The organism is Streptomyces sp. NBC_01471 (genome assembly GCF_041438865.1).
In the GTDB taxonomy this organism is placed as follows: domain Bacteria; phylum Actinomycetota; class Actinomycetes; order Streptomycetales; family Streptomycetaceae; genus Streptomyces.
In genome coordinates, this window is sequence record NZ_CP109450.1 from 1,739,772 (window position 1) to 1,762,450 (window position 22,679).

Sequence of the window (22,679 nt, forward strand, 5' to 3'; positions counted from 1 at the left end):
GGGACCGGCGGATAATGTTTCGCCGGGGGGCGAAACATGGGGCTGTGGGTCATCGACGCGGACACACTGGCGCGCAGCCGGTTTGTGATCTCCCAGTTCAGCGAGGCTTTCGCCTGTCTGGTGATGCTGGAGTCCGGGCTGACCGGGCATCCCGGCGAGCGGTCCTGGCTGGCCGCGCACCGGCCCGCCTACCAGGAGCTGATGGCCGCGGATCCGGTCACCCGCCTGCTGGTACGGACCGGTCTGCGACCGCACTGGATCGCCGACTTCCTGTCACCCACACCGCCCTGCGAGGACGAGTCGGACTTCCACCGCGAGCTGGCCGGGGTCCGCGCGACCCCGCCGGCCGAGGCCCGCTACGACCTGGCCGTCGGCGCGGGCGGCCGGCTGCCCGCCGCTCTGTACCGGGACGATCTGCCGGACCGCGCGGCCGACCTGCTGGAGTGGGTGTGGACGGAGACCGTGCTGCCGTACTGGCCCCGGCGACGGCGCCTCTTCGAGGCGGACATCCTGGCGCGCACCCGGCTGCTCACCAAGGGCGGCTGGGCGGCGGCGCTGGACGGCATCCGGCCGGGGATGCGCTGGCTGGGCGAGGGCCGGCTGCGGATCAACCACGGCGCCTACGAGCCTCAAGAGGTCTCGGACGCACAGCTGTTGTTCGTTCCGGCGAGCGGGCGCAGCGGCTGGGTCTCGTGGAAGAGGCCGCACCGCTTCTCCGCCGTCTATCCCTGTACGGGCCAGCTGTCGGAGCCCGCCCGGGAGGCCTCGCCCGAGGCGCTCGGCAGGCTGCTCGGCAGCGGACGGGCGAGTGTTCTGGTGCTGCTCGACACCCCGAAGAGCACGACGCAACTGGTCGCGCTCTCGGGCCAGGCCCTGGGCTCGGTGGGCCGCCATCTCAAGATCCTGCTGGACTCCGGTCTGGTGTTCAGACGGCGGGCCGGACGGTCGGTGCTCTACTGCCGGACGGCGGCCGGGGACGTACTGGTGGCGGCGCAGGACTGAGCGCGCACCCCGTGGTGCGCGCACCGCACCGTCAGTGCGACTCGTACGCCTCGATCAGCGTCCTGCACCGCTTCACGTCGTCCGCCATGGCCACCAGCAGCGCGTCGATCGAGTCGAACTTCTCCATGCCGCGCACATAGGCGAGGAAGTCGACGGCGACATGCATGCCGTACAGGTCGAGGCCGACACGGTCGATGGCGTACGCCTCGACAGTGCGCTCGCGGCCGTCGAACTGGGGGTTGCTGCCCACCGAGATCGCCGCGGGCATCCGCTCGCCGTCCGCGGTCAGCCATCCCGCGTACACCCCGTCCACCGGGACCGCGGTGTGCGGCAGCGTCTCCACGTTCGCCGTGGGGAAGCCCAGCTCGCGGCCGCGCTGCGCGCCCCGGACCACGACTCCCTCGACACGGTGCGGGCGGCCCAGGATCTCGGCCGCGCCGGTCATGTCGCCCTCGGCGACCAGGCGGCGGGTCAGGGTGGACGAGAACGGCTCGCCGCCGCCCGCCTCCCCGCTCACCGAGAGGTCGACGATGTCGACCTCGTAGTCGTACGTCGCGCCCAGCTCGGCGAGGAAACCGACGTTTCCGGCTGCCCTGTGGCCGAAGCGGAAGTTGGGACCCTCGATGACGGCGAGCGCGTGCAACTTGTCGACCAGGACCTTCACGATGAAGTCGGCGGGCGACAGCTTCGAGAACTCGGTCGTGAACGGGAGGATCAGCTGGGCGTCCACGCCCAGGTCCGCCATCAGCTCGGCGCGCCGGTGATGCGGAGCGAGCAGCGGCGGGTGGCTGCCGGGGCGCACGACCTCGCTGGGGTGCGGGTCGAAGGTGACGACCACGGAGGGGATGCCCAGCTCCCGCGCGCGCCGCACGGCACGCCCGATGATCAGCTGATGGCCGCGGTGCACCCCGTCGTAGGAGCCGATGGTGACGACGCTGCGTCCCCAGTCCTGGGGAATGTCCTCCAAGCCACGCCAGCGCTGCACTGAGACCGCTCCTCGCCCGAACCCGTGTACATGATCAATGCCCTGCAGTTATGCAGGTCTAAGACTGCCATGTCCGGCGCTCGCGGCGTGCATCGGCATCGGGGCTCCCGGCTTCCCGACCGTGCGGCGGGTGCTTGGGCCGACGACGACGGCCCACTCCTGCGGCGCACCGGCCAGCCAGCCGGCGAGCTGCCCCGCGAAGACGGGTGAGGCCGTGGACAGTTCGGTCAGGAGCCGGTCGAGGGCGGCCGCTCCGTCGGGCGTGCGGGCCAGCAGCAGTCCGGCGCGGTGGACCAGATCGCGGGTCCGGGGTTCGGCCCGGCGGGCGGCCCCGTGCGCCGCGGCGCGCACCAGGGCCTCCAGGACGGCCGGACCGTCCCTGGCCTCGTACCGCTCGTATTCCAGGAGGACGTCGAGCAGCTCGGCCCGCATCGCGCGCGAACCCTGGCCGCCGGGCGCGGCGAGCACCGGGGCGAGTGCCGCGCGCACGGAGCTCGGGCGGCCCCGCAGCAAGCCGGTGACCAGCGGAAAGATGACGGTCCTGGCGGCCGGGCCGTCCTCCAGGCGGCGGTCGACGAACGCGGCGGCGTGCTCGGCGCCCGCCGGGTGGCGGTCGATGTACTCGTGGACGAGTGCGGCGGCGCGGCGGGCCGGGGCGGGGGCGCTGATCCCGGCGAGCGCGCTCAGTACCGGGCCCGCGGTGTCCGGCCGGGCCCGCAGGACGGCCTCGAAGGCGGCGAGCACGGGCTCGGGATGGGTGGGCAGCGCGGCGGCGACCGCGGCGGCGGGCAGCCGGGGCGTGCCGGACTCGAACAGGGCCAGGGCGCGCGGCAGATGCCGGGCGCGGGTGTGCGGGTCGCCGACGAGCAGGGCCAGGGCGGGGCCGTGCAGTCCGCTGTCGCCGGGGCGGGCGAGCAGGGCCAGTGCCGCGTACCGCAGCAGCTCGCGGTCGGGGTCTGTCCTGGCGTGTACGGCGGCCCGTGCTGCCTGCCGGGCCGCTGCCGCCCGGCGCTCGGGCCGGTCGTCGTGCGCCCAGCGGTCCACGGCGCGGCAGAGCGCGGAGGTCTCGTCCTCGGCGAGCGCGGCGAGCAACTCGTCGGCGCGGGGGTGGCCGGTGGCGACGAGCGCCTCGGCGAGGTCGTCCACGGCCAGCCCCCGCCGGGTGTACAGCAGCGCCTGCGCGACCCCCGCGACGGTGGGCCGCAGCTCGGCGCGGTCGTCGGACGGCAGCAGCCGCTCGTCCCCGAACCAGCGGCACAGCAGCGGCTGTACGGTCCTGGGATCGGCGGCGAGCCGCCGGGCGGCGGCGTCGAGATAGCGGTCGGCGGTCCGCACACCGGGCGCTCCGTCGGCGGGCACCAGCCTCCGCAGCAGATCGAGCCGGTGGCTCTCGCCGAGCCGCAGCCGCTCCCAGAAGGCGCTGTCGAAGGCGCCGAACCCGCCGAGCCCGCGCGGGCCGCCCGCGCGAACGGACAGAAGGGTGATCCGGTCGGCGAGGAGCCGCAGTACGCCGATGTACGGGCGGGCGTCGGGAACGCGCAGCAGCACATCGGCGAGCAGCCGCGCCGCCCACCACTCCGGGTCGGCGAGTGCCGCGGCGGGAACCGGCTGTCCGTCGGGGAGCGGCGTCCGGTGCGTGCTCCCGGCGGACCGGCCGGAAGGGCCCGTACGGGACGTACCCACGCTTCCGTCCGGTGCGGCCGGTGGGTGTGCCGGACGCCGCGAAGGGGCGGACGCGGGCGTCGCCTGCCGGGGCACCACCGGCGCGGGCTCCGCCCCGGCGCCTGCCTCCCGGCTCGGCAGCGGCGCCCCGGTCTCCGCGGGCACGTCCCGCATCCGGCCCAGCGCCTCGGTCAACTCGCGCAGCCGGCGCCCCAGTTCGTGGTGTCCGTGGCGGCGCCCGAGCAGCAGCAGCGCCTGGACCACCGGCCCTGCCCGGTGCCGGGGCACGGTCGGCGGACGCCGCGCAGCGGCGGCGTCCGCGCGCTCCGGGAGCCGGGCGGCGGCCCCGTCGGCCGGTTCCGCCGCCCGGCGGTGCACCAGCGCGTACAGTGCGCCGTCCACGTCGAGGTGCTCGCCCTGCACCCAGTCGGCGAGTTCGCCGTGCGCGAAGCGGTACCCGGCGCCCGCCGGGGTCAGCAGCCCCTCGGTCAGCACGGCCGAGGCCCATCCCGTACGCCACGGGAAGAGCTCCTCGAACGAGGCGCGGTCCAGCTCCCCCTGTCCGGGCCCCAGGCAGCGCCGCGCCGCCTCGTGCACCCGGCCCGAGACCCCGGCCGCGAGCCGCCGGACCGCCGTGCCCCGGGGGGCGGGGCGCCGGCCGGCCGCGATCCGTACGGCGGTCCGCAGGCAGAGCAGATCCAGGTACGCGGTGAACACGTCCTCGCGGGCGGGCCTGCCGTCCACCCCGCCGGGGATCGCGGCCCGCACCTCGGCGAGCATCCGCAGTGCGAGCGGATGGCCCGCGTCCTCCGGGGCGAGCATCCCCTCGGGGATGCCGTAGCGCTGCCGGGCCCGCCCGGCCTCGCGCGGCGGCAGATCCCCGATCCGTACGCGGTCCGCGCCCCGCGGGCCGAGGAGCCCCGCCGCCTGCTCCCAGTACTCGGGACGGCAGGCGACCACCATCCGCACCCCGTGCGCGCACAGCCAGCGCGTGCTGGCCCCGGCCCACTCCGGCAGCGCGCCGGCCGGCAGCGGTGCCATCTCCTCGGGCCCGTCCAGCAGGATGAGCAGGGGCTGTCCGGCCGCGGCCGCGAGGCCGGCGATCCGCTCCGGGGTGGCCCGGTCCAGACCGTCGGCGCCCACGATCCGCCCGGCCTGCCGGACCGTGCGGGCCACCGCGTCCGCGACCGAGACATCGGCGGCGCGCAGATCGGCGCCGCGCAGCCAGACCGTGGGGGCGGGCTGCGCGCCGCGGGCCCGGCGGGCGGCGAGGGCGGTGAGTTCCGTCGTCCGCCCGGTGCCGGGGGCGCCGACCAGGCCGAGCACGGGTCCGCCGCCCGCCGGGAAGGCGTCCAGCGCGGCGGCGATACCGGGCCGCTCGACCGGGTCGCGCCAGAACCCGGCGGAGCCGGCAGCCCCGACCGAGGTGGCGGTCAGCTCCAGTACGCCCGCGAGGTTGAGGTCCTGGCCGTAGCCGGGGACGGTCGCGGCGTTGCGGCGCAGCAGCGGGGCGAGCGCGGCTCCGCGCAGCGGAACGGCGAGGCCGGCCACCGGGCGGTCCCCCTGCAGCGCGGTGCCGAGCACTCCGAGCACGGCCCCGGTCGTCGCGTCCACGACGGGCCCGCCCGCCGCCGCGCCGCCCGGGCGGAGCGCGTCGCTGCCCTGGGTGCCGAGCGCCAGTTCCAGGGCGGTGAGCCGGTGGCAGCGGCCGTCCGCGGCGTAGGCCGCCGTGGTCTCGCCCAGCACGCGCGCGGCGCGCCAGCCGAGTGCGGCGACGCGGACATAGGTGCCGGTGCCGACCGTGTCCCGTACCGCCAGGGGCAGCGGTGGGACGCCGAGGTCCTCGCTGCGCACCAGGGCCAGTCCCAGCTCCGGCAGTGCGGTGATCGCGTCGGGCCCGGCGCAGCATGTCCGGCCGTCCGCTGCGGACAGCACGGCTCCGGTGAGGCCGGCGATCACCTCATGGCTGGTCACCACCGTGCCCCGGTCATCGGCGACGAAGCCGGTGCCCCGCGGCCGTCCCGCCGGATCGCAGATGCGTACCAGCGTCTCCCGGTCCCCGCTTCCCATGGATCCGACCGTAGGCGCGCGGTGATCGCCGGAAGAGGACACCGGCCGAAGGCGCCCCCCTGCGCTCCCGGCATTCACTCCGAGCGCCTGGCCGAACGAGTGAATCCCGGGGCCGGGATGGACAGACCCCCTGCGAGGGGGATCGTGGAGCGGGCAAGCGGCCCTGCCCGCTCCACGGTGGGTCAGCCGAAGACGGCAAGGCTCTTCGCCTTGCCGTTCTCCTCCTCGACCAGGGCGAGGAGCCGCTCGTCGGGACCGAAGGCGGCCACGGCCCCGGCGGGGTAGCCGGGCATGTCGAGCCGGACTCCGTTGAGCAGCAGCCTGGCCCGCCTCTCGTCCACGTCCCAGCGCGGGAACGCGGCGGCGGCGGCGTCCGCGGCCGGCATCACCGTCAGCTCCTCCTGGAGCTGGTCCAGGGTCCGGGCCGTGTCGAGCCCGTACGGGCCGACCCGGGTCCGGCGCAGCGCCGTCAGGTGGCCGCCGACCCCGGTGGCCGCGCCGAGGTCACGGGCGATGGCGCGGATGTACGTGCCGGAGGAGCAGACCACCGAGACGACCAGGTCGACGACGGGCGTCCCGTCGTCGGCGACGGCCGGACGGACGTCGTACACCCGGAACGAGGAGACGGTCACCGGGCGGGCCGGGATGTCGAACTCCTCGCCGCCGCGCACCCGCGCGTACGAACGCTTGCCGTCGATCTTGATGGCGCTGACCTTGGACGGCACCTGCATGAGGGCACCGGTCTGCTGCGCCACCCCGGCGTCGATGGCTTCCCGGGTCACCGCCGACGCGTCGGCGGACGAGGTGATCTCGCCCTCGGCGTCGTCCGTGACGGTGTTCTGGCCGAGCCGGATCGTACCGAGGTACTCCTTCTCGGTCAGCGCGAGGTGGCCGAGCATCTTGGTGGCCTTCTCGACCCCGAGGACGAGCACGCCCGTGGCCATCGGGTCGAGGGTGCCCGCGTGGCCGACGCGGCGGGTCTTCGCGATCCCGCGCATCTTGGCCACGACGTCGTGCGAAGTGAAGCCGGACGGCTTGTCGACGATGACAAGGCCGTCCGGCACGGTGTTCAGCTGTGTCATGCGGAGGCGTTGTCCCCGTCGTCGTCGCCGGACGCCGCGGCCTCGTCGGCCTCGTCCTCCGGCTTGCGGTACGGGTCGGCGCCACCGGCGTACGCGGCGCCGGAAGACGCCTCGCGCACCTTGGCGTCCGACGCCCTGGCCCGGTCGAGGAGGTCCTCGATCGCCTTGGCGCTCTCCGGCAGGGCGTCCGCCACGAAGGCGAGGGTGGGGGTGAACTTCGTCCCCGCCGCCGCGCCGACCGCCGAGCGCAGGATGCCCTTGGCGCTCTCCAGACCGGCTGCCGCGCTCGCCCGCTCCTCGTCGTCCCCGTAGACCGTGTAGAAGACCGTGGCCTCCCGCAGGTCACCGGTGACGCGGGTGTCCGTGATGGTCACGTGCGTGCCCAGACGGGGGTCCTTGATGCCGCGCTGCAGTTTCTCGGCGACCACCTCCTGGATGAGGTCCGCCAGCTTTTTCGCCCGCGCGTTGTCGGCCACTGGTCCTTCTCCTTCTCGAGCCTTGCTCAATCGTCTTCGTCGCCGTGCAGCCGCCGTCGTACGGACAGCAGCTCCACCTCGGGCCGGGCGGCGACAAGTCGCTCGCACCGGTCGAGTACATCAGTGAGATGCTCCGTCCCGCCGGACACCACGGCGAGGCCGATCCTGGCCCTGCGGTGCAGATCCTGGTCGCCGACCTCGGCCGCACTCACCGCGAACCTGCGCTGGAGTTCGGCCACGATGGGCCGGACGACGGAGCGTTTCTCCTTCAGCGACCGTACGTCGCCGAGCAGGAGATCGAAGGACAGTGTCCCTACAAACATGCATGTCCGGATGTCCCGCCGGTTCGGGGTCGCGCCCCGCCAACCGCTTGGCAGGGACACCAGAACCGTACACGCAACGGCCGGGGCCGCTCGACGGATATAACTCCCGCCGAGCGGCCCCGACCACTGCACTCCAGGGGCTTCACCCCGGGGTACGGATCAACCGCGATACGGATCAGCCGCGGGGCTTCTCGCGCATCTCGTACGTCGCGATGACGTCGTCGATCTTGATGTCGTTGAAGTTGCCGAGGTTGATACCACCCTCGAACCCTTCGCGGATCTCGGTGACGTCGTCCTTGAAGCGGCGCAGACCGGAGATGTTGAGGTTCTCCGCGATGACCTTGCCGTCGCGGAGCAGGCGCGCCTTCGTGTTGCGCTTGACCTCGCCGGAGCGGACCAGCACACCGGCGATGTTGCCCAGCTTGGACGAGCGGAAGATCTCGCGGATCTCCGCCGTGCCGAGCTCGACCTCTTCGTACTCCGGCTTGAGCATGCCCTTGAGGGCCGCTTCGATCTCTTCGATCGCCTGGTAGATGACCGAGTAGTACCGGACGTCCACGCCTTCGCGCTCGGCCATCTGCGCGGCACGCCCTGCGGCGCGCACGTTGAAGCCGATCACGATGGCGTCGGAGCCGGTCGCCAGGTCGATGTCCGACTCGGTGACCGCACCCACACCGCGGTGCAGGACCCGGATGTCGACCTCTTCGCCGACGTCGAGCTGGAGCAGCGAGGACTCGAGAGCCTCCACCGAACCGGACGCGTCGCCCTTGATGATGAGGTTGAGCTCCTGGACCAGACCGGCCTTGAGCGCCTCGTCCAGGTTCTCCAGGGAGAACCGGACGCCCTTGCGGGCGAAGTTGGCGTTGCGCTCACGGGCGGCACGCTTCTCGGCGATCTGACGGGCCGTACGGTCCTCGTCGACCACCAGGAAGTTGTCGCCGGCACCCGGGACGTTGGTGAGACCCAGCACGAGGACGGGGGTCGAGGGACCCGCTTCCTCGAGGTTGTTGCCGTTGTCGTCGAGCATCGCCCGGACCCGGCCGTACGCGTCGCCGACCACCATCGTGTCGCCGATGCGCAGCGTGCCGCGCTGGACCAGGACCGTCGAGACGGCACCGCGGCCCTTGTCCAGGTGGGACTCGATCGCAATACCCTGCGCGTCCTGCTCCGGGTTGGCCCGCAGGTCGAGCGAGGCGTCCGCGGTCAGGACCACGGCCTCCAGGAGGGAGTCGATGTTGAGTCCCTGCTTGGCGGAGATGTCGACGAACATCGTGTCGCCGCCGTACTCCTCGGCCACCAGACCGAACTCGGTGAGCTGACCGCGCACCTTGGTCGGGTCGGCACCCTCGACGTCGATCTTGTTGACCGCGACGACGATCGGTACACCGGCCGCCTTGACGTGGTTCAGCGCCTCGATCGTCTGGGGCATCACACCGTCGTTCGCCGCCACCACGAGGATCGCGATGTCGGTGGACTTCGCACCACGGGCACGCATGGCGGTGAACGCCTCGTGGCCCGGGGTGTCGATGAAGGTGATCCGGCGGTCCTCGCCGTTGACCTCGGAGGAGACCTGGTAGGCACCGATGTGCTGCGTGATGCCGCCGGCCTCGCCCGCGATGACGTTCGTCTTGCGGATCGCGTCGAGCAGCCGGGTCTTACCGTGGTCGACGTGACCCATGACGGTGACGACCGGCGGGCGCGAGACGAGAGCCTCTTCGCCGCCCTCGTCCTCGCCGAACTCGATGTCGAAGGACTCGAGCAGCTCGCGGTCCTCCTCCTCCGGGCTGACGATCTCCAGGACGTAGTTCATCTCGTCCGCGAGGAGCTTCAGCGTCTCGTCGGAGACGGACTGCGTGGCCGTGACCATCTCGCCGAGGTTCATCATCACGGCGACGAGCGACGCCGGGTTGGCGTTGATCTTCTCCGCGAAGTCGGTGAGGGAGGCACCGCGCGACAGCCGGACGGCCTGTCCGTTGCCGCGGGGCAGCATGACGCCGCCCACCGACGGGGCCTGCATGGCCTCGTACTCCTGGCGCCTCTGCCTCTTCGACTTGCGGCCACGGCGGGCGGGCCCGCCGGGACGGCCGAAGGCACCCTGTGTGCCGCCGCGGCCACCGGGGCCGCCGGGACGGCCCGCGAAACCGGGACGTCCGCCGAAGCCACCACCGGGAGCACCGCCGCCGGGACGGCCGCCGAAGCCACCGCCGCCGCCGGGACGACCGCCGCCGCCGGGACCTGCCGGACGGCCGGCGAAGCCGCCGCCGCCCGGACGGGCGCCGCCGCCGGGACGGCCCGCGCCGCCACCGGGACCACGACCGCCACCGCCGGGACCGCCACCGGGACGGGGGCTGGCAGCCGGACGCTGCGGCATCATGCCGGGGTTGGGACGGTTACCGCTGGGGGCGCCGCCGGGACGCGGGGCACCGCCCTGCGGACGGGGCATGCCGCCGGGGCTGGGACGTGCGCCGCCCTGGCCCTGGGGACGCGGAGCGCCACCGGGACCACCCTGCGGACGCGGGCCGCCGGGGCGGTCCTGGCCGCCGCCGGGACGCGGGGCGCCACCGGGACGGGGTGCCTGCGGGCGGGCCATACCGGTGGAGCCACCGGAGGTGAACGGGTTGTTGCCCGGACGGGGACCGGACGGACGGTTGCCGCCGGGGCGCGGGGCGCCCTGGCCGGCCGGCCGTGCCGGACGCTCGCCGCCGCGGCCACCGTCACGCTGACCGCCGGCCGGGGCCGGACGGGCGTTGGTGGGACGGGGACCCGGGGTCGCGCCCGAGGGACGCGGGGTCTGCGGCGCCGCCGGCTGGGCCGGGGCGGGCGCCGAGAACTCGGCTGCCGGGACCGGAGCCGCCGGAGCGGGTTTGGCCGCGGGCTTGGGGCCCGGACGCGGACCCGGGGCGGCCGGAGACGGCGCCGAGGGGGTGCTGGGAGCGCTGCTCTGCGGAGCCTCGGCGGCTGCCGGCTTGGGGGCCGGGACACCGGGCTTCGGGGCAGCGGGACGGGCCGCGGCGGCCGGGGACGGCGCCGCGGGCGTGGAACCCGCACGGGGTGCGGGAGAGGGCGCGGCCTTGCGGGGCGCGCCGGGCTTGGCAGCGGACTTGCCGGCGTTGCCGCCGGGCCCCTGCAAAGCGTCAGTCAACTTGCGTACAACCGGCGCCTCGATCGTCGAGGACGCCGAACGTACGAACTCACCGAGTTCTTGGAGCTTGGCCATGACGACCTTGCTCTCAACTCCGAACTCCTTGGCGAGTTCGTATACCCGGACCTTAGCCACTTCGCTCCTTTTAGGTCCGGGTTACCGCCGGACCGTCGCTACTTCATGGGCGTACTCATCGCGTACTCATCGAGTGCTCATCGCAATCTCGACCTACTTCCAACTCGCGAGGTACCTGACCGCACGGGGACCCGTGCCGTTCACTTATTACGGTGCTGCTATTACGGTGCTGCCTGCCCGACGTACTGGGTCAGCTCCGCGCTGTCGAGCGGCCCCCTGGCCTTGAAGGCCCTGGAGAACGCCCGGCGGCGGACCGCCAGGTCGAGGCAGACCGGGGCGGGGTGCAGATACGCACCCCGGCCGGGCAGCGTACCGCGCGGATCAGGGACGCATCTGCCCCCGACCACGACGATGCGCAGCAGTTCGCTCTTGACCGTCCGCTCCCGGCATCCCACGCAGGTTCGCTCAGGGCACGCTCGGTCGACTGTCCGGCCAGACACGTTTAAGTCTACCTCCCCGTAACGACCCCACCCGATTGGGGCAGGAATCGAACGGATGTTGTCTTGAAGTTTTCCGGAATCGTGCGGTTACGGTCCCGGCCGCCCGGCCGGGACCGGAGGCTCAGGCCTCGTCGCCCCGGCCGTCGGACGGGCCGTCGTCCGGCTCGGTGTCCGGGCGGATGTCGATGCGCCAGCCGGTCAGCCGGGCGGCGAGGCGGGCGTTCTGCCCTTCCTTGCCGATGGCGAGCGAGAGCTGGTAGTCCGGGACCGTGACCCGGGCCGAGCGGGCGGCGAGGTCGACGATCTCGACCTTGCTGACCCGGGCCGGCGAGAGCGCGCTGGCCACCATCTCGGCCGGATCGTCCGACCAGTCCACGATGTCGATCTTCTCGCCGAGCAGCTCGGCCATCACGTTGCGCACCCGGCTGCCCATCGGGCCGATGCAGGCGCCCTTCGGGTTGAGCCCCGACCGGGTCGACCGTACGGCGATCTTGCTGCGGTGACCGGCCTCGCGGGCGATGGCCTCGATGACGACCGAGCCGTCCGCGATCTCCGGGACCTCCAGCGCGAAGAGCTTCTTCACCAGGTTGGGATGGGTGCGGGAGAGGGTCACGGACGGGCCGCGGACACCCTTGGCCACCCGGACCACGTACGTACGCAGCCGCAGCCCGTGCGAGTAGGTCTCGCCCGGCACCTGCTCCTGCACCGGCAGGATGGCTTCCAGCTTGCCGATGTCGACCAGCACGTTCCGCGGGTCCTTGCCCTGCTGGACGACCCCGGCGACGACGTCGCCCTCGCGCCCGGCGTACTCGCCGAAGGTCAGGTCGTCCTCCGCGTCCCGCAGCCGCTGCAGGATGACCTGCTTGGCCGTGGTCGCGGCGATCCGGCCGAAGTCGGACGGGGTGTCGTCGAACTCCCGGGCCTCCTGGCCCTCTTCGAGGTCGGCCGGGTCCTCCTTCGCCCAGACCGTCACATGACCGTTGTCGTGGTCGAGGCGCACGCGGGCGAGGCGGCGGCTTCCCTCGGTGCGGTGGTACGCGATGAGGAGGGCCGACTCGATCGCCTCGACCAGCAGGTCGAAAGAGATCTCCTTCTCCTTCGCCAAGCCCTTCAGAAGCTTTACGTCGATGTCCATGGCTACGCCTCCTCTTCCTTCTTGTCCTTGCGGTTGAATTCCAGCTCCACGCGCGCCTTGGCGATCTCCGGGAAGCCGACCCGGCGGGCGGTGGGCTTGCGCCCCTTCACGCCCGGCACTTCGAGGTCGAGGCCGTCGTCGTCCACCGCGAGGATGCGCGCGACCACCTCGTCGCCCCCGGTCAGCGTCAGCTTCACCAGGCGGCCGGTGGCCCGTACGTAGTGGCGGTGCTCCGTCAGCGGACGGTCGGCGCCCGGCGAGCTGACTTCGAGTACGTACTCGCCGTCGCCCATCACGTCGCTCTCGTCGAGCTTCTCGGAGATGGCCCGGCTCAGCTCGGCGCAGGTGTCCAGCTCGACGCCGTCGTCGGAGTCCACGGTGATCCTCAGTACGCCACGCCGGCCGGCCCGGGACACTTCGATCTCTTCCAGATCCAGGTCCTTGGCGGCGACGAGCGGTTCCAGCAGCCCGCGCAGCCTCTCGCTCTGGGTGGTGCTCATCCGGGTGACTCCTCGGCCGCGTGTGCTGTTGTGGGATCGTCGCGTTTCTCGATCGCCGCGTGTCTGATCGTCGCGTGTCAGATCAAAGGGTATCCGGTCCCCAGGGGTGTTGCCGTCCTCGCTGTGTTGACCCGCAGGTACGCTCGCCTGCGGTGATCACTTCGGGCCGAGGGAGAAACACGTGCTGGGCACGGGGACCACACGCAGGAGTGTGCTGGGCGCGACGGCGGCTGCCGGTGCCGCACTCCTGACCGGCTGTTCGGAACGGTCCGCCGCCCACCGTACACAGGGTGCGGCCGCTCCCCGCGCCGGGACGGTGCTCCGGCAGCGCTCCGCGCGGACCAGCGCCGGTCTGCTCGCCCTGTACGACGCGGTGCTCGCCCGGCACCGGGACGCGGCGACGGAGAAGCTCGTGGGGCCGCTGCGGGACGCCGTGGCACTGCACGTCAAGGCGCTGGCGCCGCCCGCCGGGTCCACACCCTCCGCGACGCCCGGCCCGTCCCGGAAGGCCTCCCCGGCGCCAGCGCCCCCGGGTGTGCCCGCGGACCGCGAGGCCGCCCTGAAGGCCCTCGCGGCGGCCGAGCGGCGGGCCACCGACGCCCACACCGCCGCGCTCGCCGACGCACCGCCGGAGCTGGCACGGCTGCTGGCCTCGGTCGCGGCCGCGTCCGCCGTCCACGCGTATCTGCTGACCCAGGGGGACCACTGATGAGCGCACGCGAAGCGGCGCAGTCCGCACTGGCCGCCGAACACGCCGCCGTGTACGGGTACGGCGTCGTCGGCGGCCGGATCGCTCCCGCGCGCAGGACCGAGGCCCGCCAGGCGTACGACGCCCACCGCGCCCGGCGCGACGCGCTGGCCCGTACCGTGCGCGACCTGGGCGGCAAGCCGGTCGCGGCGTCGGCCGCCTATGCGCTGCCCTTCGAGGTGACGGGGCAGGGCGACGCGGTCCGGCTCGCGGCGGTTCTGGAGGACCGGGTGGCCGATGTCTACTCCGACCTGGTGCGGGCCGCGCAGGGGCCGCTGCGGCACGAGGCGGCGCTGGCCCTGCGGGAGGCCGCGGTGCGGGCTGCGCGGTGGCGGGGCGACGGCAGCGTAGCCTTTCCGGGGCTCGCCGAGCGGGCCTCAGCAAGCGCCGGAAAGGGACCCACGCACGCATGACTTTCGAACCGCCGCAGCGGCTTGTCCGGGCGCTCGGCGAGACGTACGGGGACGCCGCCGCGGCCGACTGGTTCAGCCGGATTCAGACTGATATGCAAGGGGCCCTCGGCGTACGGGAGTTGACTGCCGAGCGAGTACAGGCCCCCGGAGGCCGCAGCGCCCTGATCGTGCTGGTGCGCCGCGCCGACGGAACGCACGCGGCGCTGAAGCTGGCTCCGTCCTTCGCCCGGCCCGACCTGGAGCGGGCCGCGCTGGCGCACTGGAACGGCTGGGGCGCCGTGCAGCTGCTCGACGACCCCTCCCCCGGCGACGGTGCCCTTCTCCTGGAGCGTCTGCACCCGGAGGTCTCGCTGCACTCGCTCCCGGAGGCCAAGGCTCTCCTGGAGGCCGCGGGCACGGTGCGCAAGCTCTGGGTGGCGCCGCCGGACGGGCACGGTTTCGAGACGGTGGCCGAGCGGACCGCCCGGCAGGCCACGGCCATGCGGGCGACGGCCGAACCGCTGGTCGTCCCGCTGGTCGACGCGGCGCTCGCGGCGCGCGACGAACTCCTCCCGTCGGCTGCCGAGAGCGTGCTGCTGCACGGCAACTTCCGCCAGAGCAAGGTACTCGCGGGCGAGCGCACCCCCTGGCTCGCGGTGGGTCCGGATCCGGTGGTCGGCGAGCGCGCGTACGACCTGGCCCGGCTGGTGCGCGACCGGGTGGACGACCTGGTCGCCGCCGCTGTCGGCCCCTCCACGGTGCGGCGCCGGGTGAACCGGCTGGCGGACTCGCTGGAGGTCGAGCACGCGCGGCTGCACGGCTGGACCCTGTTCCGGGCGGTGGAATCGGGGGTGCGGGCGGTCGCGGCGGGGCGGCGGCAGGACGGGGAGCTGCTGCTGGAGTTCGCGGGCTGGCTCTGAGCCGGCCCGCCCCGCCGCGTACGCGTCACTCCGGTCGGTTCAGCCGGCCAGCCGCTCGATCGCCTCGGCGACCGTGAGCTCCTCGCGCTCGCCCGTGCGCCGGTCCTTCAGTTCGAGGACGCCGTCCGCGGCCCGGCGGCCGGCGACCAGGATCTGCGGGACGCCGATCAGCTCGGAGTCGGTGAACTTCACCCCGGGCGAGACCCCGGCGCGGTCGTCGACCAGCACCCGCACACCGGCCGCGCCGAGCTTGTCGGCGACGTCCAGGGCCAGTTCGGTCTGGAGCGCCTTGCCCGCCGCGACGACGTGCACATCGGCCGGTGCGACCTCCTTGGTCCAGCACAGCCCCTTGTCGTCCGCGGACTGCTCGGCGAGTGCCGCCACGGCCCGGGAGACGCCGATGCCGTACGAGCCCATGGTGACCCGGACCGGCTTGCCCTGCTGGCCCAGCACGTCGAGCTGGAAGGTGTCCGCGTACTTGCGGCCCAGCTGGAAGATGTGGCCGATCTCGATCGCGCGGTCCAGGTTCAGGCCGGTGCCGCAGGACGGGCAGGGGTCGCCGGGCTCGACGACCACCACGTCGAGGTAGTCGTCCACCTCGAAGTCGCGTCCGGCGACCACGTTGCGCGCGTGCTTGCCGGGCTTGTTCGCGCCGGTGATCCAGGCCGTGCCGGCCGCGATCCGCGGGTCGGCGATGTAGCGGACCTTCTCCAGGCCCTGCGGGCCGACGTAGCCGCGTACCAGATCGGGGCGGTCCTCGAAGTCCTCGGCGACGACCAGTTCGACCACGGCGGGGGCCAGGTGCTCGCCCAGCTTGCCGAGGTCCACCTCGCGGTGACCGGGCACGCCCACGGCGACGATCTCGCCGTCGACCTTCACCAGCAGGTTCTTCAGGGTGGCGGAGGCGTCCACACCGAGGTGCGCCGCCAGGGTCTCGATCGTCGGGGTGTCGGGGGTGTCCAGCTCCTCGACGGCTCCGTGCTCCACGGCGTCGGCCGAGGGGGCGGTGAAGGTGACCGCCTCGGTGTTGGCCGCGTAGTCGCACCGGGGGCAGTCAGCGAAGGTGTCCTCGCCGGCGGCGGCCGGGGCCAGGAACTCCTCGGAGGCCGAGCCGCCCATGGCGCCGGAGACGGCGGAGACGATGCGGTGGTCGAGACCGAGGCGCTCGAAGATCCTGATGTACGCCTCGCGGTGCAGCCGGTAGGACTCGGCCAGGCCCTCGTCCGTGGTGTCGAAGGAGTACGAGTCCTTCATCTGGAACTCACGGCCGCGCAGCACGCCGGAGCGCGGACGGGCCTCGTCCCGGTACTTCGTCTGGATCTGGTACAGCATCACCGGCAGGTCCTTGTAGGACGTGCACTGGTCCTTGACGGTCTGGGTGAAGATCTCCTCGTGCGTCGGGCCGAGGAGGTAGTCGGCGCCCTTGCGGTCCTGGAGGCGGAAGAGCAGGTCGCCGTACTCCTCCCAGCGGCCGGACGCCTCGTAGGGCTCCTTGGGCAGCAGCGCGGGAAGCAGGACCTCCTGCGCGCCGATGCCGTCCATCTCCTCGCGCACCACGCGGGACACGTTGTCCAGGACCTTCTTGCCCAGCGGCAGCCAGGTCCAGATCCCGGCCGCGTTGCGGCGTACGTAACCGGCGCGGACCAGGAGCTTGTGGCTGAGCGTCTCCGCGTCCGCCGGGTCGTCGCGCAAGGTCTTGACCATCAACCGGGACATGCGCTGGACCTGGGCCATGGTGACTCTCCTGCTTGGCTGTGTTTTCCGGGGGACTCCCCCCGGACCCCCGTAAGTGATGTCAGGAGGTTAACCGTGCCCGGCGGGCGGGCGGAAATCGGTCAGGAGGGCGACCGGAACGCACGGGCTCAGGCGGGGGCGGCGGGGCGGAGCAGCGGGAGCGGGGCGCCCATCACCGCGTACGGCATTCCCGCGCTGGGGAAGTGGACCTGCCGCGCGAGGTCCGTGTACCCGAGGGAGCGGTAGAGACCGCGGGCCGGGGACTCGCGGTCGATGGCCGAGAGGATCGAGCGCGGTTCGGCTGCGGCGTCGGTGATCGCGGTGATCATCTCGCGGCCGGTGCCCCGGCCCTGGAAGCCGGGGTGCACGTGCAGTTCGGTGATCACGAAGGAGTCGTCGAGCCAGGAGTCGGAGCCGGTGGCGCGCAGATACGGCTCGACCACCGTGGACCACCAGTGGGCACGGCTGTTGGGCATCCCGTACACGAAGCCGACCAGGCGGCCGTCGGGCGCCGTCGCGCCGAGGGCGCGGGCACCGGGGTTCTGCAGATGGCGCAGCACGATGTGGCGGCGCACGGCGACCTCGGCCTCGCTGAGGCCGAAGGCGAGGGCCTGCACGGCCAGCGCTTCGTCCACTCGTCCGGCGAGATCGACCGGCCCGACCACTGCGTCATCCATGGTCGGCACCCTAACCGCAGAACTCCGGCGTCAGAACAGGACGCTCATGAAGGCTCCGACCTCGCGGAAGCCGACCCGCCGGTAGGAGGCGCGCGCCGCGGAGTTGAAGTCGTTGACGTACAGGCTGACCACGGGGGCGACATCGGCGAGCGCGTAGCGCAGGACGGCGGCCATGCCCGTCTCGGAGAGGCCGCGGCCGCGGAACTCCGGGGCGACCCAGACGCCCTGGATCTGGCAGGCCAGGGAGGTGGCGGCGCCGATCTCGGCCTTGAAGACGACCTTGCCGTTCTCGATCCGGGCGAAGGAGCGGCCGGAGCCGACCAGTTCGGCGACGCGCGCCTGGTAGAGCAGTCCGCCGTCCCCGGCCATCGGGGAGACGCCTACCTCCTCGGTGAACATGGCCACACAGGCGGGCATGACCACTTCCAGCTCGTCCTTGCGGATGCGGCGGACCAGCGGATCGGGCGCGATGTCGGGCGACTGCTGTTCGGTGACCATCATGGGCTGATGGGCGCGGACGTCGCGGGCGGGGCCCCAGCTCGGTTCGAGCAGCCGCCACAGCAGCGCCGTGGACTCGGCGGGTCCCACGATGGAGGAGCAGCGGCGGCCGGCCCGGCGGGCACGCTCGGCGAAGGCGCGTACGGCGTCGGGGCCCGCGCAGATCGGGACGAGATTGGCGCCGGAGTAGCAGAGCGAGCGGAGCCTGCCGCCGGTGTACCAGCCCCACATCTCGCCGCCGAGCCGCCACGGGTCGAGTCCGGCGACCTGGACGCGGGACGTCACGAAGGCGTTGACGACGGGATCGCTGTGCAGGATCTCGAGCGCCGCGTCGAGTTCGCCGGGTTCCAGGACCCGGGTGGTGGTCTGCGTCAACACAAGGGTCGCTCCAACGCTCCTTCGGGGCAGTGTCACGGCATCGCGCTCTTGCTAGCGTTTGCAGCGCGCCTGTCCGGCGTCGGTCACGGCTTGACCGACGCGTCACCGCGAGAAGCCCCTGGGGGCGGAGTCACACGGTCTGCTGGTCTCCGAACTGTACCCGGAGATGGATCGCAGCACCGCTCGCGCGGGAGAGGCCCTGCGTGCGGGCATGCGCCTGCACAGGGTCCTGTCCCGCGCACCGCCGGAGCGGTCCGGCCGACAGAGCGGTCCGGCCCCGGCCTGGTGGTTCGGCCGACGGAGGCGTTCACCTCACGGAACCGTTCAGCTCACGGGAGCGGTCCGGCCGACAGGGCCGTTCAGCCTCAGCTGACGGAGACAGCGGGCTCGCCGGAGGCGATGCCGTCGCGTTCCATCTGCTCGGCGATCTTCATGGCCTCTTCGATGAGGGTCTCGACGATCTTCGACTCCGGGACGGTCTTGATGACCTCGCCCTTCACGAAGATCTGGCCCTTGCCGTTGCCCGATGCCACACCGAGATCGGCCTCACGCGCCTCACCCGGACCGTTGACGACACAGCCCATCACGGCGACGCGCAGCGGGACCTCCATGCCCTCGAGCCCGGCGGACACCTGGTCGGCCAGCTTGTACACATCGACCTGGGCCCGGCCGCAGGACGGGCAGGAGACGATCTCCAGGCGGCGCTGCCTGAGGTTGAGCGACTCCAGGATCTGGATGCCGACCTTGACCTCCTCGGCGGGCGGCGCGGAGAGCGAGACCCGGATGGTGTCGCCGATGCCCTCGCTGAGCAGTGCGCCGAAGGCCACAGCGGACTTGATGGTCCCCTGGAAGGCGGGGCCCGCCTCGGTCACACCCAGGTGCAGCGGGTAGTCGGACTGCGCCGCGAGCTGCCGGTAGGCGTTGACCATGACCACCGGGTCGTTGTGCTTCACCGAGATCTTGATGTCGCGGAAGCCGTGCTCCTCGAAGAGGGAGGCCTCCCACAGCGCCGACTCGACCAGCGCCTCGGGCGTCGCCTTGCCGTACTTCTTCAGCAGCCGCGCGTCCAGCGAGCCCGCGTTCACGCCGATCCGGATCGGCGTGCCGGCGTCGGAGGCCGCGCGTGCGATCTCCTTCACCTTGTCGTCGAACTGCTTGATGTTGCCCGGGTTCACCCGCACCGCCGCGCATCCGGCGTCGATCGCCGCGAAGACGTACTTCGGCTGGAAGTGGATATCGGCGATGACCGGAATCTGCGACTTCTTCGCGATGGTCGCCAGCGCGTCGGCGTCGTCCTGCGTCGGGCACGCCACCCGCACGATCTGGCAGCCGGAAGCGGTCAGCTCGGCGATCTGCTGGAGCGTCGCCCCGATGTCCGAGGTCCGCGTGGTGGTCATCGACTGCACGGAGACGGGTGCGTCTCCTCCGACGGCCACCGTGCCGACCTGAATCTTGCGGCTGATCCTCCGGTCGGCGAGCTTGGTCGGAACGTCCGGCATTCCGAGAGAAATCGCAGTCATGCGCAGTGCATCCCCAAGGGTGTGGATCGAGGTCCCGGAAACAACGGGCTTCGGCCACCGAGATTACGTCACCCGGGGCAGCACACGAACATCCGCGCCCGTAAACCACCCAAAGGTGAGCGGCCGCACACCAAGGGTGTGCGGCCGCTGCTTTCCGGTTGTTCTCAGGTGATTTTGACGGGGTTGACGATGTCGGCCACCAGCACGAGCAGGGTGAAGCAGACGAAGACCCCGGCGACGACGTACGCGACGGGCATCAGCTTCGCGACGTCGAACGGGCCCGGGTCGGGCCGCTTGAAGACCTTGGCCAGATTGCGCCGCAGCGCCTCCCACAGGGCTCCCGCGATGTGTCCGCCGTCCAGCGGCAGCAGCGGCAGCATGTTGAAGAGGAAGAGCGAGAGGTTGAAGCCGGCCAGCAGGAACAGCATCATCGCCAGCTGGTTCTGCGCGGGCACGTGCAGCGTCATGACCTCGCCGCCGATCCGGGCCGCGCCGACCACACCGACCGGCGAGTCGGCCTTGCGCTGGCCGCCGTCGAAGGCTGCCTTCCAGAGGTCCGGGATCTTGGACGGCATCGCGACGATCGAGTCGACACCGTTGCTCACCATGCCGCCCATCCGGCCCACCGAAGCGCCGAAGGAGAGCGGCTTGATCTCGGTCTGCGCGGCGAAGCCGAGGTACCCGGCCGGGACGTACTTGTCCGGGACGACGTCCCCGTTGGAGTCCTTGCGGGCCACCATGTTCTTGGCGAGCCTGGCGTGCAGGGTCTGCTGCTTGCCGTCCCGTACGACGGTGAGGGTGGCCGGGCCGATGGTGTCGCGGATGTGGTCCGACAGGTCGGCCCAGGTGGAGACCTTCGCACCGTCGAAGGCGACGATCCTGTCGCCCTCCTTCAGGCCCGCCGCCCTGGCCGGCGAGACGGGGTCGCCCTTCTCGCAGGTCTGGCGCTTCTCGCTCTGCGAGATGACACACTTCTGCACGCCCGCGACCTGCGTGGTCTGCGTCTCGAAGCCGAAGGACATCGCGACCCCGACGAAGATCACCACGGCGAGGACCAGGTTCATGAAGGGGCCCGCGAACATCACGATCACGCGCTTCCACGGCTTGCGGGTGTAGAACAGCCGCTCCTCGTCGCCCTCCTCCAGCTCCTCGAAGGCCGCCGACCGCGCGTCCTCGACCATGGAGCGCCACGGGGAGGTGGACCGGGACTCGATCCGGCCGTCCGGGCCCGGCGGGAACATGCCGATCATGCGGATGTAGCCGCCGGCCGGGATCGCCTTGAAGCCGTACTCCGTGTCGCCCTTCTTCCGCGACCAGATGGTCGGGCCGAAGCCGACCATGTACTGCGGGACGCGGATGCCGAAGAGCTTCGCCGTCGACAGGTGGCCCAGCTCGTGCCAGGCGATGGAGAAGAGCAACCCGAAGACAAAGATGACGATGCCGATGACCGTCAACACGATCGTGGTCATGCGCGAGCCTCCGCTGTGGCCTTCTGGGCGAGTTCACGGGCCCGGGCGCGTGCCCAGGTCTCCGCTTGCAGGACGTCCGCGACCGTCAGAGAAGTTCCCGTACGGGGCTCGCCATGCTCGGCCACGACTGCCGTGACCGTATCCATAATCCCGTTGAAGGGCAGCTTTCCGGCCAGGAAGGCGTCGACGCACTCCTCGTTCGCCGCGTTGAAGACCGCGGGGGCCGTGCCGCCCAGGGCTCCGACGTGCCGGGCGAGCCCGACGGACGGGAAGGCCTCGGTGTCCAGCGGGAAGAACTCCCAGCTGGACGCCTTCGTCCAGTCGAAGGCGGGAGCGGCGTCCGGGATCCGCTGCGGCCAGCCGATGCCGACGGCGATCGGGCCGCTCATGTCGGGCGGGGTGGCCTGGGCGAGCGTCGAGCCGTCGGTGAACTCGACCATGGAGTGCACGTACGACTGGGGGTGCACGACGACCTCGATACGGTCGAACGGCACGTCGTACAGCAGATGCGCCTCGATGACCTCCAGGCCCTTGTTGACCAGGGTCGCCGAGTTCACCGTGATGACCGGGCCCATCGCCCAGGTCGGGTGCGCCAGCGCCGCGTCGGGGGTGACGTCCGCCAGCTCGGCCCTGGTCCGGCCACGGAAGGGGCCGCCGGACGCGGTGACGATGAGCTTGCGCACATCGGCGCGCTTTCCGGACGCCAGCGCCTGGAAGAGCGCGGCGTGCTCGGAGTCGACCGGGATGATCTGGCCGGGCTTCGCCAGCGCCTTCACCAGCGGGCCGCCGACGATCAGCGACTCCTTGTTGGCGAGGGCGAGCGTGCGGCCCGCTGCCAGTGCGGCGAGTGTGGGTGCGAGGCCGATCGAGCCGGTGATGCCGTTGAGCACGGTGTGGCAGTCGGACGCGGCGAGTTCACTCGCGGCCTCGGGCCCCGCCAGGATCTCCGGGAGCGGCTCGGTGCCGTACTCCGCGCCCAGCGCCTCGCGCAGCGCGGGCACGGCGTCCGCACGGGCGACAGCGACGGTACGGACACCGAGTCGGCGTGCCTGCTCGGCGAGCAGGGCGACCCGCCCGCCCGCGGCGGAGAGCGCCGTCACCCGGAAGCGGTCGGGATTGCGCAGCACCAGGTCGATGGCCTGGGTGCCGATGGACCCGGTCGAGCCGAGGACGACGATGTCCCGGCGTCCTTCGACGGGGTCGAAGACGATGTGCGGGTCGGCGAGGGTGGCAGGGCTGTCGCTCATGCCCCCCATTGTTGCCGCATCGCCCGGCCGTCAGGACAGTGAGCCCCGGTTCGGGTGCGTACGGAGTGTCCGGGCGGTCCGGCGCTGGGGCCACCGGTCGGCCCGTACGGGTCACGGAACGGGAGCGTGGTGGGCCGCGACCGC

At 72.5% G+C, this 22,679-nt stretch carries 19 protein-coding genes; 4 read left to right on the plus strand and 15 right to left on the minus strand.

Features of this window, described 5'->3' with window-relative positions:
• Positions 1 to 36: 36 nt before the first annotated feature.
• Positions 37 to 1,002 (plus strand): winged helix-turn-helix domain-containing protein, encoded by a 966-nt coding sequence (locus OG285_RS07635; RefSeq protein WP_356832542.1) that lies wholly within the window; start codon positions 37 to 39, stop codon positions 1,000 to 1,002.
• Positions 1,003 to 1,033: 31 nt separating this feature from the next.
• Here OG285_RS07635 and OG285_RS07640 read toward each other — a convergent pair whose 3' ends face one another.
• From OG285_RS07640 to rimP, 9 genes are all read right to left on the minus strand, one after another.
• Positions 1,034 to 1,987, minus strand: a complete 954-nt coding sequence (locus OG285_RS07640; RefSeq protein ID WP_356832544.1) for a bifunctional riboflavin kinase/FAD synthetase — start codon at positions 1,985 to 1,987, stop codon at positions 1,034 to 1,036.
• A gap of 48 nt (positions 1,988 to 2,035) precedes the next feature.
• Complete coding sequence (locus OG285_RS07645; RefSeq protein WP_371790571.1) at positions 2,036 to 5,719, minus strand: trypsin-like peptidase domain-containing protein; 3,684 nt, start codon at positions 5,717 to 5,719, stop codon at positions 2,036 to 2,038.
• A gap of 182 nt (positions 5,720 to 5,901) precedes the next feature.
• The gene (gene truB, locus OG285_RS07650; RefSeq protein ID WP_371790572.1) at positions 5,902 to 6,801 is read right to left on the minus strand and encodes a tRNA pseudouridine(55) synthase TruB; all 900 of its coding nucleotides are present in this window, start codon (positions 6,799 to 6,801) and stop codon (positions 5,902 to 5,904) included.
• Positions 6,798 to 7,277 (minus strand): 30S ribosome-binding factor RbfA, encoded by a 480-nt coding sequence (gene rbfA / locus OG285_RS07655; RefSeq protein WP_371790573.1) that lies wholly within the window; start codon positions 7,275 to 7,277, stop codon positions 6,798 to 6,800. The genes truB and rbfA overlap by 4 nt, the downstream gene beginning before the upstream one ends.
• Positions 7,278 to 7,303: 26 nt before the next feature.
• The gene (locus OG285_RS07660) at positions 7,304 to 7,600 is read right to left on the minus strand and encodes a DUF503 domain-containing protein (RefSeq protein WP_356832552.1); all 297 of its coding nucleotides are present in this window, start codon (positions 7,598 to 7,600) and stop codon (positions 7,304 to 7,306) included.
• A gap of 175 nt (positions 7,601 to 7,775) precedes the next feature.
• A complete protein-coding gene (gene infB, locus OG285_RS07665; protein ID WP_371790574.1) occupies positions 7,776 to 10,877 on the minus strand; it encodes a translation initiation factor IF-2 in 3,102 nt (1,033 codons plus the stop codon).
• A gap of 161 nt (positions 10,878 to 11,038) precedes the next feature.
• Complete coding sequence (locus OG285_RS07670; RefSeq protein WP_371790575.1) at positions 11,039 to 11,317, minus strand: YlxR family protein; 279 nt, start codon at positions 11,315 to 11,317, stop codon at positions 11,039 to 11,041.
• Positions 11,318 to 11,438: 121 nt separating this feature from the next.
• On the minus strand, positions 11,439 to 12,452 hold the full coding sequence (gene nusA, locus OG285_RS07675; RefSeq protein ID WP_356832557.1) for a transcription termination factor NusA: 1,014 nt from the start codon (positions 12,450 to 12,452) through the stop codon (positions 11,439 to 11,441).
• 2 nt (positions 12,453 to 12,454) lie between these two features.
• On the minus strand, positions 12,455 to 12,952 hold the full coding sequence (gene rimP / locus OG285_RS07680) for a ribosome maturation factor RimP (protein WP_356832559.1): 498 nt from the start codon (positions 12,950 to 12,952) through the stop codon (positions 12,455 to 12,457).
• A gap of 181 nt (positions 12,953 to 13,133) precedes the next feature.
• On the opposite strand from rimP, the gene OG285_RS07685 reads away from it, so the two are divergent.
• The 3 genes from OG285_RS07685 to OG285_RS07695 are packed head-to-tail and all read left to right on the plus strand — an operon-like array spanning position 13,134 to position 15,012.
• A complete protein-coding gene (locus tag OG285_RS07685; protein WP_371790576.1) occupies positions 13,134 to 13,661 on the plus strand; it encodes a twin-arginine translocation signal domain-containing protein in 528 nt (175 codons plus the stop codon).
• A complete protein-coding gene (locus tag OG285_RS07690) occupies positions 13,661 to 14,113 on the plus strand; it encodes a ferritin-like domain-containing protein (protein ID WP_356832563.1) in 453 nt (150 codons plus the stop codon). Before OG285_RS07685 ends, OG285_RS07690 begins: the two co-directional genes overlap by 1 nt.
• The gene (locus OG285_RS07695) at positions 14,110 to 15,012 is read left to right on the plus strand and encodes an aminoglycoside phosphotransferase family protein (RefSeq protein WP_356832565.1); all 903 of its coding nucleotides are present in this window, start codon (positions 14,110 to 14,112) and stop codon (positions 15,010 to 15,012) included. The genes OG285_RS07690 and OG285_RS07695 overlap by 4 nt, the downstream gene beginning before the upstream one ends.
• Positions 15,013 to 15,051: 39 nt before the next feature.
• Here the strand turns inward: OG285_RS07695 and OG285_RS07700 are convergent, their stop codons facing one another.
• The 6 genes from OG285_RS07700 to dxr all read right to left on the minus strand — a co-directional run bounded on the left by OG285_RS07700 (position 15,052) and on the right by dxr (position 22,544).
• Positions 15,052 to 16,746 (minus strand): proline--tRNA ligase, encoded by a 1,695-nt coding sequence (locus tag OG285_RS07700; protein ID WP_371790577.1) that lies wholly within the window; start codon positions 16,744 to 16,746, stop codon positions 15,052 to 15,054.
• A gap of 128 nt (positions 16,747 to 16,874) precedes the next feature.
• Positions 16,875 to 17,423: a GNAT family N-acetyltransferase gene (locus OG285_RS07705; RefSeq protein WP_356832569.1), complete on the minus strand. Its 549-nt coding sequence runs from the start codon at positions 17,421 to 17,423 to the stop codon at positions 16,875 to 16,877.
• Positions 17,424 to 17,453: 30 nt separating this feature from the next.
• Complete coding sequence (locus OG285_RS07710) at positions 17,454 to 18,299, minus strand: GNAT family N-acetyltransferase (RefSeq protein WP_356832571.1); 846 nt, start codon at positions 18,297 to 18,299, stop codon at positions 17,454 to 17,456.
• Positions 18,300 to 18,664: 365 nt separating this feature from the next.
• Positions 18,665 to 19,819 carry a flavodoxin-dependent (E)-4-hydroxy-3-methylbut-2-enyl-diphosphate synthase gene (ispG, locus tag OG285_RS07715; protein ID WP_356832572.1) on the minus strand — a complete coding sequence of 385 codons (1,155 nt, stop codon included), beginning with the start codon at positions 19,817 to 19,819 and terminating at the stop codon, positions 18,665 to 18,667.
• A 164-nt stretch (positions 19,820 to 19,983) separates the two neighbouring features.
• Positions 19,984 to 21,288 carry a site-2 protease family protein gene (locus OG285_RS07720; protein WP_356832574.1) on the minus strand — a complete coding sequence of 435 codons (1,305 nt, stop codon included), beginning with the start codon at positions 21,286 to 21,288 and terminating at the stop codon, positions 19,984 to 19,986.
• On the minus strand, positions 21,285 to 22,544 hold the full coding sequence (gene dxr / locus OG285_RS07725; protein WP_356832576.1) for a 1-deoxy-D-xylulose-5-phosphate reductoisomerase: 1,260 nt from the start codon (positions 22,542 to 22,544) through the stop codon (positions 21,285 to 21,287). The genes OG285_RS07720 and dxr overlap by 4 nt, the downstream gene beginning before the upstream one ends.
• Between the last annotated feature and the right edge of the window lie 135 nt (positions 22,545 to 22,679).